Source organism: Streptomyces sp. CA-249302 (assembly GCF_050936785.1).
Lineage (GTDB): Bacteria > Actinomycetota > Actinomycetes > Streptomycetales > Streptomycetaceae > Streptomyces.
In genome coordinates this window covers 1,807,065-1,822,284 of the sequence record NZ_JBNJMG010000001.1, presented here as the reverse complement: position 1 = coordinate 1,822,284, position 15,220 = coordinate 1,807,065, and the positions used below count along the sequence as shown (strand labels likewise).

Here is a 15,220-nt window from a genome sequence, read left to right as displayed (position 1 = left end):
ACCTAGCGATGTTCCGCCGTACGTTCTGGTTCACCACAGGCGTCGCCGCCGGCGTGTGGGCCACCACCAAGGTCAACCGCAAGCTGAAGCAGCTGACGCCCGAGAACCTCGCCGTCACCGCCGCCAACAAGGCCATCGACGCCGGTCACCGGCTCAAGGACCGCGCGGTCGGCTTCGCGCTGGACGTCCGCGACAACATGGCCCAGCGGGAGGAGGAACTGGGCGACGCGCTCGGGCTGAACGCCTCCGTCGACCCCGAACTCCCCGCACCCCGGCGGTACGCCGCCATCGAGAACCGCAACAGCCCGAAGTACGTCGAGGGCTCGACGTACCAGACGTACTCGTACAACCGGAATGAGGACCACTGATGGAGTCGGCCGAGATTCGCCGCCGCTGGCTGAGCTTCTTCGAGGAGCGCGGGCACACCGTCGTCCCTTCGGCGTCGCTCATCGCGGACGACCCGACTCTGCTCCTGGTCCCGGCCGGCATGGTGCCCTTCAAGCCCTACTTCCTGGGTGAGGTCAAGCCGCCCTTCGACCGCGCCACCAGCGTCCAGAAGTGCGTCCGCACGCCGGACATCGAAGAGGTCGGCAAGACCACCCGGCACGGCACGTTCTTCCAGATGTGCGGCAACTTCTCCTTCGGCGACTACTTCAAGGAAGGCGCCATCAAGTACGCCTGGGAGCTGCTCACCAGCCCCCAGGACAAGGGTGGTTACGGCCTCGAGGCCGACCGTCTGTGGATCACCGTCTACAAGGACGACGACGAGGCCGAGCGCATCTGGCACGACGTCGTCGGCGTGCCGAAGGAGCGCATCCAGCGCCTCGGCATGAAGGACAACTACTGGTCCATGGGCGTCCCCGGACCCTGCGGCCCCTGTTCCGAGATCAACTACGACCGCGGCCCCGAGTTCGGCGTCGAGGGCGGCCCCGCCGTCAACGACGAGCGGTACGTGGAGATCTGGAACCTCGTCTTCATGCAGTACGAGCGTGGCGAGGGCATCGGCAAGGACAACTTCGAGATCCTCGGCGAGCTCCCCAGCAAGAACATCGACACGGGCCTCGGACTCGAGCGCCTCGCGATGATCCTGCAGGGCGTGCAGAACATGTACGAGATCGACACCTCCATGGCCGTCATCAAGAAGGCCACCGAGCTGACCGGTGTCGCGTACGGCGACGCCCACGCCTCGGACGTCTCCCTGCGCGTGGTCACCGACCACATGCGTACGTCGGTGATGCTCATCGGTGACGGCGTCACCCCCGGCAACGAGGGCCGGGGTTACGTCCTGCGCCGCATCATGCGCCGCGCCATCCGCAACATGCGTCTGCTCGGCGCCACCGGCCCGGTCGTGCTCGACCTGATCGACACGGTCATCGCGATGATGGGCCAGCAGTACCCCGAGCTGGTCACCGACCGCGAGCGCATCGAGAAGGTCGCCGTCGCCGAGGAGAACGCGTTCCTCAAGACGCTGAAGGCCGGCACCAACATCCTCGACACCGCGGTCACCGAGACCAAGGAGTCCGGCGGCACGGTCCTCGCCGGCGACAAGGCGTTCCTGCTCCACGACACCTGGGGCTTCCCGATCGACCTCACCCTCGAAATGGCCGCCGAGCAGGGCCTTTCGGTGGACGAGGACGGCTTCCGGCGCCTGATGAAGGAGCAGCGGGAGCGCGCCAAGGCCGACGCCCAGGCCAAGAAGACGGGCCACGCCGGGACCGGCGCCTACCGCGAGATCGCCGACAAGTCCGGCGAGACCGAGTTCTTCGGCTACTCGGACACCGAGGGCGAGTCCACCGTCGTCGGCATCCTCGTCGACGGTGTCTCCTCCCCGGCCGCCACCGAGGGCGACGAGGTCGAGATCGTCCTCGACCGCACCCCCTTCTACGCCGAGGGCGGCGGCCAGATCGGCGACACCGGCCGTATCAAGGTGGGTTCCGGTGCCGTGGTCGAGATCCGCGACACCCAGAAGCCGGTCCCGGGCGTCTACGTCCACAAGGGCGTCGTCCAGGTCGGCGAGGTGGCCGTCGGTGACCTGGTCCACGCCTCGATCGACTCCCGTCGGCGCACCGCCATCGCCCGCGCCCACTCGGCCACCCACCTCACCCACCAGGCGCTGCGCGACGCGCTCGGCCCGACGGCCGCGCAGGCCGGTTCCGAGAACCAGCCCGGCCGGTTCCGCTTCGACTTCGGTTCCCCGTCCGCCGTTCCCACGGCCGTGATGAGCGACGTCGAGCAGAAGATCAACGAGGTGCTCGCCCGCGACCTCGACGTCCGCGCCGACGTCATGGGCATCGAGGAGGCGAAGAAGCAGGGCGCCATCGCCGAGTTCGGTGAGAAGTACGGCGAGCGGGTCCGCGTGGTGACCATCGGCGACTTCTCCAAGGAGCTCTGCGGCGGCACGCACGTGCACAACACCTCCCAGCTGGGCCTGGTGAAGCTGCTCGGCGAGTCCTCGATCGGCTCGGGTGTCCGCCGTATCGAAGCCCTCGTCGGTGTCGACGCCTACAACTTCCTCGCCCGCGAGCACACGGTCGTCAACCAGCTGACCGAGCTGCTCAAGGGCCGCCCGGAGGAGCTGCCGGAGAAGGTCTCCTCCATGCTCGGCAAGCTGAAGGACGCCGAGAAGGAGATCGAGAAGTTCCGCGCGGAGAAGGTTCTCCAGGCCGCGGCCGGTCTTGCCGAGTCCGCCAAGGACGTACGGGGGATCGCCGTCGTCACCGGCCAGGTCCCGGACGGCACGACCCCCGACGACCTGCGCAAGCTGGTCCTCGACGTGCGCGGCCGTATCCAAGGTGGACGGGCCGCCGTGGTCGCGCTGTTCACGGTCAACAACGGCAAGCCCCTCACCGTCATCGCCACCAACGAGCCCGCCCGCGAGCGCGGTCTCAAGGCCGGTGACCTGGTCCGCACGGCCGCCAAGACCCTCGGCGGCGGCGGTGGCGGCAAGCCGGACGTCGCCCAGGGCGGCGGCCAGAACCCGGCCGCGATCGGCGAGGCCGTCGACGCGGTCGAGCGGCTCGTGGCGGACACGGCCAAGTGACCGAGGAGGGACAGTCCATGCGCCGGGGCCGCCGACTCGCGATCGACGTCGGGGACGCCAGGATCGGGGTCGCCTCCTGCGACCCCGACGGGATCCTCGCCACTCCGGTCGAGACGGTCCCCGGCCGGGACATCCCGCAGGCACACCGCCGACTGCGCCAGCTGGTCGAGGAGTACGAGCCGATCGAGGTCGTCGTCGGACTCCCTCGCTCCCTCAAGGGGGGCGAGGGCCCGGCCGCGGTAAAGGTTCGCGCCTTCGCCCAGGAGCTGGCCAAGGGCATCAAACCCGTCCCGGTCCGCCTCGTCGACGAGCGGATGACCACGGTGACGGCCAGTCAGGGACTGCGCGCCTCAGGGGTGAAGGCCAAGAAGGGCCGCTCGGTCATCGACCAGGCAGCCGCTGTGATCATCCTGCAGCAGGCCTTGGAATCCGAACGGGTGTCAGGTAAAGCACCCGGCGAGGGCGTCGAAGTGGTCATCTGATCGCGATACGGTAACGTTCCGCGCGATGTCGGCGTTCGAACAGGCGCTGCACAGAATGAGACGGAACGATGACAGGCCCGAAAGGCCCCGTGATCACCGCCTCGCGGCTCTAGGGGTTTGATGACTGAGTATGGCCGGGGCCAAGGCTCCGAACCGTGGCATCCGGAGGACCCGTACTACGGGGACGACGGATGGGGAGGGCAGCAGGCCAACGCCGGCCAGCAGCCCCCCTACGGCGGCCAGCCGCAGCACTATCCAGAGCAGCCGCAGCAGCAGTACGGCGGCTGGGTCGACGGCCAGCAGGCCGGATACGGTCAGGCGCAGCAGCAGTACCAGGAGCAGTACCAGCAGCAGTATCAGGGGTACGACCAGCAGTACTACGCAGGTCAGGGCCAGCAGCAGTCGTACGACCAGGGAGCCTGGGGCCAGGGCACGCATACGCATGTCCAGTACACGGATCCCCAGGACCCGTATGCCCATGCCCAGCAGGCCGCCGCGTACGGCGCTGGTGACGACTACTACGGAACCCCGGACGCCTACCCGCCGCCCGAGCCGCCGAGCCGCCGGCAGGCCGAGCCCGAACCGCAGCAGACCGACTGGGATCCCGGCCCCGACCAGGGCGAACACGCCTTCTTCGCGGGCGGCGGCGCCGACTCCGACTCCGACGATGAAGAAGAGGACGACGACCCGCGCGCCGGCCGCAAGGCCCGCGGCGGCAAGAAGCCCAAGAAGAAGAGCCGCAACGGCTGCGCCTGCCTGGTGCTCGTGCTGGTCTTCGGCGGCGGCATCGGTGGCGTCGGCTATTTCGGCTGGCAGTTCTACCAAAATCGTTTCGGCCCGGCCCCGGACTACGCGGGCGACGGCAACGGCTCGAAGGTCCAGGTGGTCATCCCGAAGGGCGCCGGCGGCTATGTCATCGGGCAGAAGCTGAAGGAGGCGGGCGTCGTCGAGAGCGTCGACGCGTTCGTGTCCGCGCAGCAGACGAACCCCAAGGGCAAGACGATCCAGGACGGCGTCTACACCCTGGAGAAACAGATGTCGGCCGCGAGCGCGGTCGAACTGATGCTCAGCCCGAAGAGCCGCAGCAACCTGATCATCGCCGAGGGCCTGCGCAACGCGAAGGTCTACGAGCTGATCGACAAGAGTCTCGGGCTGGCGGACGGCGCCACGGCCAAGGTCGCCAAGAAGGACTACAAGAAGCTCGGCCTGCCCTCCTGGGCGCTGGGCCACGCCAATGTGAAGGATCCGCTGGAAGGGTTCCTCTACCCCTCCAGTTATGCGGCCGCCAAGGGGCAGAAGCCCGAGACCGTCCTCAAGGAGATGGTCACCCGGGCCAACGACAAGTACGAGGAACTGGGCCTGACGAAGAAGGCGAAGAGCCTCGGCCTCGACGGTCCCTGGCAGCTGCTCACCGCGGCGAGCCTGGTGCAGGCCGAGGGCGTCAGCCACGACGACTTCCGCAAGATGGCCGAGGTCGTCTACAACCGCCTCAAGCCCGGCAACCCGGAGACGTACGGCTCGCTCGAGTTCGACTCGACGTACAACTACATCAAGAACCAGAGCAAGATCGACCTGAGCATCTCCGAGCTGCGGAAGTACAACAACCCGTACAACACGTACTACGTCAAGGGCCTGCCTCCCGGTCCCATCGACAACCCCGGCGAGGATGCGCTCAAGGGCGCGCTCAACCCGACGAGCGACGGCTGGTACTACTTCATCTCGTTGGACGGGAAGACCAGCAAGTTCACGAAGACCCTCGCCGAGCACAACAAGCTCGTCGAGGAATTCAACGCGTCGAGGAACAAGAACTGATGTCAGTACCCCGAAGGGCGGCCGTACTCGGCTCGCCCATCGCCCACTCCCTGTCGCCGCAACTGCACAACGCGGCGTACCGGGCGCTCGGCCTGGACGACTGGTCGTACGACAGGTTCGAGACAGACGAGGCCGCGCTGCCCGGATTCTTCGAGCAGCTCGGTCCCGAGTGGGCGGGGCTCTCCCTGACCATGCCGCTCAAGCGGGCGGTCATACCGCTGCTCGACGAGATCACCGACACGGCGGCCTCGGTCGAGGCGGTCAACACCGTGGTCTTCCGGCCCGACGGCAGCAAGGTCGGCGACAACACCGACATCCCCGGCCTGGTCGCCGCGCTGCACGAGAAGGGCGTCGAGGAGACCGAGTCGGCCGCCATCCTGGGCGCCGGCGCCACCGCCTCCTCCGCCCTCGCCGCGCTGGCCCGCGTCTGCACCGGTGAGGTCACCGTGTATGTGCGCAGCGAGCGGCGCGCGGCGGAGATGCGGCAGTGGGGGGAGCGGCTGGGGGTCCGGGTCCGCCCGGCGGACTGGTCCGATGCGGTACGGGCCTTCGAGGCGCCCCTGGTGATCTCGACGACGCCCGCCGGCGGCACCGACGAGCTGGCCGAGCGGCTCCCCGCCAAGGTCGGCACCCTCTTCGACGTCATCTACGAGCCCTGGCCGACGCCCCTCGCCGCCGCCTGGCAGGAGCGGGGCGGGCACATCGTCAGCGGCCTCGATCTGCTGGTGCACCAGGCCGTCTTCCAGTTCCGTCAGTTCACGGGGGATCCCCGGTCGCCGCTGGCCGCGATGCGCGAGGCCGCACAGCAGGCCTGATCTGTCCGTTTGCCGGACTCGGATCTGAGCCGCCGCCCGGACGTGGGAGGATCGGGGTGGCGGGCCAGGGCCGCGCACCTGGTCGAGCCGTCGCCGTACGCGAGGACGTGCGTACGCAGGGCAGTACCAGGGCGCGAGCACTGAGGAGCACCGTTGAGCAGGTTGCGCTGGCTGACCGCGGGGGAGTCCCACGGTCCCGCACTCGTGGCGACGCTGGAGGGTCTTCCCGCCGGCGTGCCGATCACCACGGAGATGGTGGCGGACCACCTGGCCCGGCGCCGGCTCGGCTATGGACGCGGTGCGCGCATGAAGTTCGAGCGCGACGAGGTCACCTTCCTCGGCGGTGTCCGGCACGGTCTCACCCTCGGTTCCCCGGTCGCGGTCATGGTGGGCAACACCGAGTGGCCCAAGTGGGAGCAGGTCATGGCGGCCGACCCCATCGACCCGGAGATCCTCGCCGGGCTGGCCCGCAACGCGCCGCTGACCCGCCCGCGTCCCGGCCACGCCGACCTGGCGGGCATGCAGAAGTACGGCTTCGACGAGGCCCGCCCGATCCTGGAGCGCGCGTCCGCGCGGGAGACCGCGGCCCGTGTGGCGCTGGGTGCCGTCGCCCGCTCGTACCTGAAGGAGACGGCCGGGATCGAGATCGTCAGCCATGTCGTCGAGCTGTGCTCGGTGAAGGCCCCGGCCGGCGTGTACCCGACCCCGGCCGATGTCGAGAAGCTGGACGCCGACCCGCTGCGCTGCCTGGACGCCGACGCCTCGAAGGCGATGGTTGCCGAGGTCGACCAGGCCCACAAGGACGGCGACACCCTCGGCGGTGTGGTCGAGGTGCTCGCCTACGACGTCCCCGTCGGCCTGGGCTCGCACGTCCACTGGGACCGCAAGCTGGACGCCCGCCTGGCCGGTGCCCTGATGGGCATCCAGGCGATCAAGGGCGTCGAGATCGGCGACGGCTTCGAGCTCGCGCGGGTGCCGGGCTCCAAGGCGCACGACGAGATCGTCAACACCCCGGAGGGCATCCGGCGCGTGTCCGGGCGCTCGGGTGGCACCGAGGGCGGTCTGACCACGGGTGAACTGCTGCGCGTGCGGGCCGCTATGAAGCCGATCGCGACCGTGCCGCGGGCTCTTCAGACCGTGGACGTGGCCACCGGCGAGGCCACCCAGGCCCACCACCAGCGCTCCGACGTCTCCGCCGTGCCGGCCGCCGGCATCGTCGCCGAGGCGATGGTCGCGCTCGTCCTCGCGGACGCGGTCGCGGAGAAGTTCGGCGGCGACTCGGTGACCGAGACCCGGCGCAACGTGCGGTCCTACCTCGACAACCTGGCCATCCGGTGAGCGCAGTGCCAGTCGTCGTGCTGGTCGGCCCGATGGGCGTGGGCAAGTCCACCGTCGGGCAGCAGCTGGCCGAGCGGCTCGGCGTCGGCTACCGGGACACCGACGACGACATCGTGGCGGCCGAGGGCCGGGCCATCGCCGAGATCTTCGTGGACGAGGGCGAGCCGGTCTTCCGCGCGATCGAGAAGCTGGCCGTGCGGCAGGCGCTCGCCGAGCACGACGGCGTGCTCGCGCTGGGCGGCGGCTCCATCCTCGATGCGGACACGCGCGCGCTGCTCGCCGAGCACCGGGTGCTCTACCTCTCGATGGACGTCGAGGAGGCGGTCAAGCGCACCGGCCTGAACGCGGCCCGCCCGCTGCTCGCCGTCAACCCGCGCAAGCAGTGGCGCGAGCTGATGGAGGCCCGGCGTGCGCTGTACGAGGAGGTCGCCACGGCCGTCGTCGCGACGGACGGTCGTACTCCCGAAGAAGTCACCCAAGTCGCGCTGGATTCACTGGAGTTGAAGACTGCATCTCCCGGGGGGCAACCCCCGGACCCCCGGCCGGAGGACGTAATGGCTAGCCAGGTGACGAGGATCCAGGTCGGCGGGACCGCGGGCAGTGAGCCGTACGAGGTTCTGGTGGGGCGTCAACTCCTCGGTGAGCTGGGCGGGTTGATCGGGGAGAAGGCCAAGCGGGTGGCCGTGATCCACCCCGAGGCGCTCGCCGAGACCGGTGACGCGCTCCGTGCCGACCTGGCCGGGCAGGGTTACGAGGCCGTCGCCATCCAGGTGCCGAACGCGGAGGAGGCCAAGACCGCCGAGGTGGCCGCCTACTGCTGGAAGGCGCTCGGTCAGTCCGGCTTCACCCGTTCCGACGTGATCGTCGGCGTCGGCGGCGGCTCGACCACCGACCTGGCCGGCTTCGTGGCGGCGACCTGGCTGCGCGGGGTGCGCTGGATCGCGATCCCCACCACCGTCCTCGCCATGGTGGACGCGGCCGTCGGCGGCAAGACCGGCATCAACACCGCCGAGGGCAAGAACCTCGTCGGCGCCTTCTTCCCGCCCGCCGGTGTGCTCTGCGACCTGGCCGCGCTGGACTCGCTCCCGGTCAACGACTACGTCTCCGGGCTCGCCGAGATCATCAAGGCCGGCTTCATCGCCGACCCGGTGATCCTGGACCTCATCGAGTCCGACCCCGAGGCGGCGCGCACTCCGGCGGGCCCGCACACCGCCGAGCTCATCGAGCGTTCCATCCGGGTCAAGGCCGAGGTCGTCTCGGCGGACCTGAAGGAGTCGGGCCTGAGGGAGATCCTCAACTACGGCCACACGCTGGGCCACGCCATCGAGAAGAACGAGCGCTACAAGTGGCGGCACGGCGCCGCGGTCGCGGTCGGCCTGCACTTCGCCGCCGAACTCGGCCGCCTCGCGGGCAGGTTGGACGACGCGACGGCCGACCGCCACCGCACGGTCCTCGAATCCGTCGGCCTTCCTCTCCACTACCGCTACGACCAGTGGCCCAAGCTGCTGGAGGCGATGAAGGTCGACAAGAAGTCCCGCGGCGACCTGTTGCGCTTCATCGTCCTGGACGGCCTGGCCAAGCCGACCGTCCTGGAGGGCCCGGACCCGGCCGTGCTGCTCGCCGCGTACGGCGAAGTGGGCGAGTAAGTCCGCCGCTGCACCGTCCGCCCGATTTGCCTTACGGGCATGGGCACTTAGGGCCGTCCCCGGCCGTTCACCAAATGGCGGCCGGGGAAGGTACCGTTCGGTAGGGGAGCGGGGTTCATGCCCCGCTGCCAGCGCCAATTGCCTGCGGCGAGCGAGCCGAAGGGGCGCGCCGGTGGCGCCCCGGAGGTGAACCGAGCCCACAGAACGAGACGGAGTGGCACCGGATGCAGGACGCAGTGGGTGCTCCGCTGCCGCCGCCCCATCAGCCGGGGCACGGACCGGCCGCCGGCTGGTCGCCGGCCGCACACCACCCGGGTCACCCGGGCCCCCATCAGGGTCCGCCCCCCGCGTCCCCACCGCTGCCTCCGGGCTCCGCGCCCATGCCTCCGCCGCCCCAGGGTTCGGCCCCCGTGCCCCCGCCGCCGCCCGCCCCCGGCTTCCCGGGCGCTCCCGCGGCACCGGTCCAGCCCACCCCGCACCACACCGCACCCCCCGGCCACCCCCCGGCGCCGGACACCACCGGCCACGTCCCGCTGCCCCCGGGCGCCCCGGTCGGCATGCCCAGCGCCCCGCCCACCACGGCGGCCCCCGACCCGACGGCCACCACTCTCGCGGTCCTGCTGATCGGCCCCGCGGGTGCCGGCAAGACGAGCGTCGCCAAGTTCTGGGCGGACCACCGCCGGGTCCCCACCGCCCACATCAGCCTCGACGACGTACGCGAGTGGGTCCGCTCGGGCTTCGCCGACCCCCAGTCCGGCTGGAACGACCACTCCGAGGCCCAGTACCGCCTGGCCCGCCGCACCTGCGGCTTCGCCGCGCGCAACTTCCTGGCCAACGGCATCTCCTGCATCCTCGACGACGCGGTCTTCCCCGACCGCCCGGTCGTGGGCCTGGGCGGCTGGAAACGCCACGTGGGCCCCGGCCTCCTCCCGGTCGTCCTCCTCCCCGGCCTGGAAATCGTCCTGGAACGCAACGCCCAACGCGCCGGCAACCGCCGCCTCACCGACGAGGAGGTGGCCCGCATCCACGGCCGCATGGCGGGCTGGTACGGCTCGGGCCTTCCGATCATCGACAACAGCCAGTTGGACGTACAGCAGACGGCTCGTGTACTGGACGACGTACTGGCACGATCGATCGCAAGCCCCCGAACTGGTAATCGCAGGGCAACTGCATGCCGTCAAGGGGCGCGGGGCTGTATCAATATGCGGCTCCGCCGCGTGGGCGCGACCAGCCCCCACGAACCCGCACACGGCATCCCGCATCAAGTCGCACCCCCGTCCCCCGAACGACACCCCAACCGGCACAAAACCCCCACCCCTCCTACGCTCATCTCATGTCCGAGATGTACGCAATCCGCCGAACCCGGCTCCGGGAGCAGTTCAACGCCGCCGGCAACGCGGCAGCGCTCGTCTCCCACCCGGCCAACGTCCGCTACCTGGCAGGCCCCGCCCCGCAGGGCGCCGTTCTGCTCCTCGGCAGGACCGAGGACGTACTGGTCTGCACGGACCCGCCCGAGGACCGGCCCGCCGAAGGCCGCCCCGACGAGTCCCTCCGCATCCAGACCCTGCCCGGAACCTTCGGCGACCCCGCGGTCGCGGCCGCCGACTTCGCCGCGTCCCGGGGCACCGACTCCCTCGCCCTGGAAGAGCGGCACGTCACGGTCACCCGGCACCGGGCCATCCGCTCGGTCGCCCCCCGCCTCCGCGTCGCGGACCTGGGCGGCGCGGTGGAACAGCTGCGGGTGATCAAGGACGAGGAGGAGATCTCCTCCCTCCGCATCGGCGCCGAGATCGCCGACCAGGCCCTCGGCGAACTCCTGGAGTCGATCCTCGTCGGCCGCACCGAACGCCACCTCGCCCTCGAACTCGAACGCCGCCTGATCGACCACGGCGCCGACGCTCCGGCCTTCCCCACGTCCGTCGCCACCGGACCCAACGCCGGCCGCCGGGCCCACCGCCCCACCGACCGCCGTGTCGAGGAGGGCGACTTCCTCTCCGTCTGTCTGGGCGCGGCGTACCGCGGCTACCGCTGCGAGATCGGCCGTACCTTCGTCATCGGAACCTCGCCCGCGGACTGGCAGATCGAGCTGTACGACCTGGTCTTCGCCGCTCAGCGGGCCGGCCGGGAGAGCCTGGCACCGGGCGCCGCCTACCGGGACGTGGACCGCGCGGCACGGCAGGTGCTGGACTCCGCGGGATACGGTGAGGGCCTTCCGGCCCTGACCGGACACGGTGTAGGGCTCGAAATCGACGAGGACCCGCAGCTGGCCCCTGCGGCCATGGGTAAACTGGACGCTTGCGTGCCGGTCACCGTCGAACCGGGGGTCCACCTCCCGGGCCGGGGCGGCGTCCGGATCGATGACACGCTCGTCGTCCGCCCTGAGGCGGACGGCGGACCCGAGCTACTCACCATCACGACCAAGGAGCTGCTCGCGCTGTAGAGGTGCGTGCCCCGGGGTCGTCCACGTCAGTCCAGGAGATTCCGCAACCGTGGCTTCCACGAACGACCTCAAGAACGGCCTGGTGCTCAAGCTCGAAGGCGGCCAGCTCTGGTCCGTCGTCGAGTTCCAGCACGTCAAGCCCGGCAAGGGCCCCGCCTTCGTGCGCACCAAGCTCAAGAACGTGCTCTCCGGCAAGGTCGTCGACAAGACGTTCAACGCCGGCGTCAAGGTCGAGACGGCCACTGTCGACAAGCGCGACATGCAGTTCTCGTACATGGACGGCGAGTACTTCGTCTTCATGGACATGGAGACGTACGACCAGCTGATGGTCGACCGCAAGGCCGTCGGCGACGCCGCCAACTTCCTCATCGAGGGCTTCACCGCCACCGTCGCGCAGCACGAGGGCGAGGTGCTCTTCGTCGAGCTGCCGGCCGCCGTCGAGCTCGTCGTCGAGGAGACCGAGCCGGGCCTGCAGGGCGACCGCTCCACCGGCGGCACCAAGCCCGCCAAGCTGGAGACCGGCCACCAGATCCAGGTCCCGCTCTTCATCACCACCGGTGAGAAGATCAAGGTCGACACCCGCACCAGCGACTACCTCGGCCGGGTGAACAGCTAACCGTGGCTGCCCGCAACACGGCCCGCAAGCGCGCCTTCCAGATCCTCTTCGAGGGCGACCAGCGCGGCGCGGACGTCCTGACGGTCCTCGCGGACTGGATCCGGCTCTCCCGGGACGACACCCGGCAGCCGCCGGTGAGCGAGTACACGATGCAGCTGGTCGAGGGCTACGCCAAGCGGGCGCGGCGGATCGACGAGCTGATCGCGCAGTACTCGGTGGGCTGGACGCTGGACCGGATGCCGGTCGTGGACCGCAACATCCTGCGTCTGGGCGCCTACGAGCTGATCTGGGTCGACGAGGTCCCGGACGCCGTCGTCCTCGACGAGATGGTGCAGCTCGCCAAGGAGTTCTCCACGGACGAGTCGCCCGCCTTCGTCAACGGCCTGCTCGGCCGGCTCAAGGAGCTGAAGCCGACGCTCCGCCGGGACGAGGCCTGAGAGGTACGGCACTGCCAGGGGGCCCGCAGCGAGACTGCTGCGGGCCCCCTGGCGTTACGGGGCCCACGAGGCGCCCCGAGGCCGCAGAAAGCCGCCGGGGTGGCCGGAACCATGAAGTTCCGGCCACCCCGGCGGCACGTTTCTGCTGAAGTGCTGTGCGGCTCAGCTGTCCTCGTGGGAGGCGACCGCGCGGCGCGCGTCCGCGTCCAGCACGCCCCAGCTGATCAGCTGCTCGGTGAGGACCGAGGGGGACTGGTCGTAGATGACGGCGAGTGTGCGCAGGTCGTCCTGGCGGATCGACAGCACCTTGCCGTTGTAGTCACCGCGCTGCGACTGGATCGTCGCCGCATACCGCTGCAGCGGGCCCGCCTTCTCGGCCGGCACGGTCGCCAGCCGCTCCAGGTCCAGGACCAGCTTCGGCGGCGGCTCGGCGGCGCCGCCCGGGGTGGTGCCCGGCAGGAGCTCCTGCACCGGGACCCCATAGAAATCCGCCAGCTCGGCAAGGCGCTGTACGGTCACGGCACGGTCGCCGCGCTCATACGATCCGACCACGACCGCCTTCCAGCGTCCCTGGCTCTTCTCCTCGACACCGTGGAGGGATAGGCCCTGCTGGGTGCGGATGGCCCGGAGCTTGGCCCCGAGCTGTTTGGCGTATTCGCTGGACATATAGCTCCCCGGACACTGTGTCGACGCGGCTGCAGAGGGTCCGAGCCGCGCGTCTGGTAACTCACTGTGAGGTTACGCAGCGTGACGCTTCTGCGTCAAGCCGAATGGTCCACACCGACTCTTCCGTGGCAGCGGTGGCCGATTACGCCAGGGGGGTGATCAGGGGCGCGGCAAGGGCCTGCTAACGTGGATGGCGCAAATCCGACGTCCTTTAAGGTCCGTCCCGTGAGGCGGAGAAGGAGGTCCGTTTCGTATGGACAAGCAGGACACGCAGGACTCGGCCGGAATTCCGGCTTCCGATGCCAGGCCCGTACTCGAGGGCCCGGACATCGCGCGGGTGCTGACCCGCATCGCCCACGAGATCGTCGAGCGCGCCAAGGGCGCCGACGACGTGGTGCTCCTCGGTATTCCGACCCGAGGGGTCTTCCTCGCCCAGCGGCTCGCCGCCAAGCTCGAGGAGATCACCGGCCGCAAGATCCCCTGCGGTTCCCTCGACATCACCATGTACCGCGACGACCTGCGCATGCACCCGCCGCGTGCGCTGGCCCGCACCGAGATCCCCGGTGACGGCCTCGACGGCCGCCTCGTCGTCCTCGTCGACGACGTGCTCTTCTCCGGCCGCACCATCCGCGCCGCCCTGGACGCCCTGAACGACATCGGGCGCCCGCGCGCGGTCCAGCTCGCGGTCCTCGTCGACCGCGGCCACCGCGAACTGCCCATCCGCGCCGACTACGTCGGCAAGAACCTCCCCACGTCGTTGCGGGAGACGGTCAAGGTCCAGCTCGCCGAGGAGGACGGTCGCGACACCGTGCTGCTCGGTGCCAAGCCGACCCAGTAGCACGCACAAGGCGTACGGCGCTGCCGTACGCCCGCTCGGCGCGCCTCCACGCGCGTGCGTGCCGCCCGAGTTCTCCCGACCTGAACTGCCTTACGGAGCCTGAAAGATGCAGCGTCATCTCATCTCGGCCGCCGACCTCACCCGCGACGACGCCGTCCTGATCCTCGACACCGCCGAGGAGATGGCCCGGGTCGCCGACCGGCCGATCAAGAAACTGCCGACCCTGCGCGGACGTACCGTCGTCAACCTCTTCTTCGAGGACTCCACGCGCACACGTATCTCCTTCGAAGCCGCCGAGAAGCGCCTCTCCGCGGACGTCATCAACTTCACGGCCAAGGGCTCGTCGGTCTCCAAGGGCGAGTCCCTGAAGGACACCGCGCAGACCCTGGAGGCCATGGGCGTCGACGCCGTGGTCATCCGGCACGGCGCCTCCGGAGCGCCGTACCGGCTCGCCAACTCCGGCTGGATCGACGCCGCCGTCATCAACGCCGGCGACGGCACCCACCAGCATCCGACGCAGGCCCTGCTGGACGCGTTCACCATGCGCCGGCGCCTGGTCGGCCGGGACGCCGGGCTCGGCCAGGACCTGTCCGGCAAGCGCATCACGATCGTCGGCGACGTCCTGCACAGCCGGGTCGCTCGCTCCAACGTCGACCTGCTGCACACCCTCGGAGCCGAGGTCACCCTGGTCGCGCCGCCCACCCTCGTGCCGGTCGGCGTCGAGACCTGGCCCTGCGAGGTGTCGTACGACCTCGACTCCACGCTGACCAAGTCCGACGCGGTGATGATGCTGCGCGTCCAGCGTGAGCGCATGAACGCCGCGTTCTTCCCGACCGAGCGCGAGTACTCGCGGCGCTATGGCCTCGACGGCGAGCGCATGGCACGGATGCCCGAGCACGCCATCGTGATGCACCCCGGTCCGATGGTCCGCGGCATGGAGATCACCGCCGAGGTCGCCGACTCCGACCGCTGCACCGTCGTCGAGCAGGTCGCAAACGGAGTCTCCATCCGGATGGCCGTCCTGTACCTGCTGCTCGGCGGCAACGAGCCTGCCGTCAGCCACGCCCGCACCACCGAGGAGAAGTAAGAA

Annotated in this window: 13 protein-coding genes and 1 pseudogene; 13 read left to right on the top strand and 1 reads right to left on the bottom strand. The window is 70.0% G+C overall.

Going from position 1 to position 15,220, the window contains the following annotated elements; all coding sequences use genetic code 11:
* The first annotated feature begins 8 nt into the window (after nucleotides 1-8).
* The 11 genes and pseudogenes from ACQEWB_RS08195 (at nucleotide 9) to nusB (ending at nucleotide 12,626) form a co-directional block, all read left to right on the top strand.
* Nucleotides 9-368 carry a hypothetical protein gene (locus ACQEWB_RS08195; RefSeq protein WP_432828570.1) on the top strand — a complete coding sequence of 120 codons (360 nt, stop codon included), beginning with the start codon at nucleotides 9-11 and terminating at the stop codon, nucleotides 366-368.
* On the top strand, nucleotides 368-3,040 hold the full coding sequence (gene alaS, locus ACQEWB_RS08190; RefSeq protein ID WP_432828568.1) for an alanine--tRNA ligase: 2,673 nt from the start codon (nucleotides 368-370) through the stop codon (nucleotides 3,038-3,040). The genes ACQEWB_RS08195 and alaS overlap by 1 nt, the downstream gene beginning before the upstream one ends.
* A gap of 17 nt (nucleotides 3,041-3,057) precedes the next feature.
* Entirely contained in the window at nucleotides 3,058-3,522 is a 465-nt protein-coding gene (ruvX, locus tag ACQEWB_RS08185; protein WP_432843700.1) for a Holliday junction resolvase RuvX, read from the top strand.
* A 120-nt stretch (nucleotides 3,523-3,642) separates the two neighbouring features.
* Nucleotides 3,643-5,334 (top strand): endolytic transglycosylase MltG, encoded by a 1,692-nt coding sequence (mltG, locus tag ACQEWB_RS08180; RefSeq protein ID WP_432828566.1) that lies wholly within the window; start codon nucleotides 3,643-3,645, stop codon nucleotides 5,332-5,334.
* The gene (locus ACQEWB_RS08175) at nucleotides 5,334-6,149 is read left to right on the top strand and encodes a shikimate dehydrogenase (RefSeq protein WP_432828564.1); all 816 of its coding nucleotides are present in this window, start codon (nucleotides 5,334-5,336) and stop codon (nucleotides 6,147-6,149) included. Before mltG ends, ACQEWB_RS08175 begins: the two co-directional genes overlap by 1 nt.
* Before the next feature lie 153 nt (nucleotides 6,150-6,302).
* Nucleotides 6,303-7,487, top strand: a complete 1,185-nt coding sequence (aroC, locus tag ACQEWB_RS08170) for a chorismate synthase (RefSeq protein ID WP_432828562.1) — start codon at nucleotides 6,303-6,305, stop codon at nucleotides 7,485-7,487.
* A 32-nt stretch (nucleotides 7,488-7,519) separates the two neighbouring features.
* Complete coding sequence (gene aroB, locus ACQEWB_RS08165; RefSeq protein WP_432843698.1) at nucleotides 7,520-9,133, top strand: 3-dehydroquinate synthase; 1,614 nt, start codon at nucleotides 7,520-7,522, stop codon at nucleotides 9,131-9,133.
* A 224-nt stretch (nucleotides 9,134-9,357) separates the two neighbouring features.
* Nucleotides 9,358-10,278, top strand: a pseudogene (locus ACQEWB_RS08160) (Pro-rich N-terminal domain-containing protein); the annotation flags it as partial.
* Nucleotides 10,279-10,466: 188 nt separating this feature from the next.
* The gene (locus ACQEWB_RS08155) at nucleotides 10,467-11,573 is read left to right on the top strand and encodes an aminopeptidase P family protein (RefSeq protein WP_432828560.1); all 1,107 of its coding nucleotides are present in this window, start codon (nucleotides 10,467-10,469) and stop codon (nucleotides 11,571-11,573) included.
* Between the two features lie 49 nt (nucleotides 11,574-11,622).
* Nucleotides 11,623-12,189 (top strand): elongation factor P, encoded by a 567-nt coding sequence (gene efp / locus ACQEWB_RS08150; protein WP_389519587.1) that lies wholly within the window; start codon nucleotides 11,623-11,625, stop codon nucleotides 12,187-12,189.
* 2 nt (nucleotides 12,190-12,191) lie between these two features.
* Nucleotides 12,192-12,626, top strand: a complete 435-nt coding sequence (gene nusB / locus ACQEWB_RS08145) for a transcription antitermination factor NusB (RefSeq protein WP_432828557.1) — start codon at nucleotides 12,192-12,194, stop codon at nucleotides 12,624-12,626.
* Between the two features lie 162 nt (nucleotides 12,627-12,788).
* Here the strand turns inward: nusB and bldD are convergent, their stop codons facing one another.
* Nucleotides 12,789-13,292: a transcriptional regulator BldD gene (gene bldD, locus ACQEWB_RS08140; protein WP_242774960.1), complete on the bottom strand. Its 504-nt coding sequence runs from the start codon at nucleotides 13,290-13,292 to the stop codon at nucleotides 12,789-12,791.
* 253 nt (nucleotides 13,293-13,545) lie between these two features.
* Here bldD and pyrR point away from each other — a divergent pair, with 253 nt between their 5' ends.
* Nucleotides 13,546-14,130 (top strand): bifunctional pyr operon transcriptional regulator/uracil phosphoribosyltransferase PyrR, encoded by a 585-nt coding sequence (gene pyrR, locus ACQEWB_RS08135; protein WP_432828555.1) that lies wholly within the window; start codon nucleotides 13,546-13,548, stop codon nucleotides 14,128-14,130.
* A 106-nt stretch (nucleotides 14,131-14,236) separates the two neighbouring features.
* Nucleotides 14,237-15,217, top strand: coding sequence for an aspartate carbamoyltransferase catalytic subunit (locus ACQEWB_RS08130; protein WP_432828553.1), 981 nt, complete (start codon nucleotides 14,237-14,239; stop codon nucleotides 15,215-15,217).
* The last annotated feature ends 3 nt before the right edge of the window (nucleotides 15,218-15,220 follow it).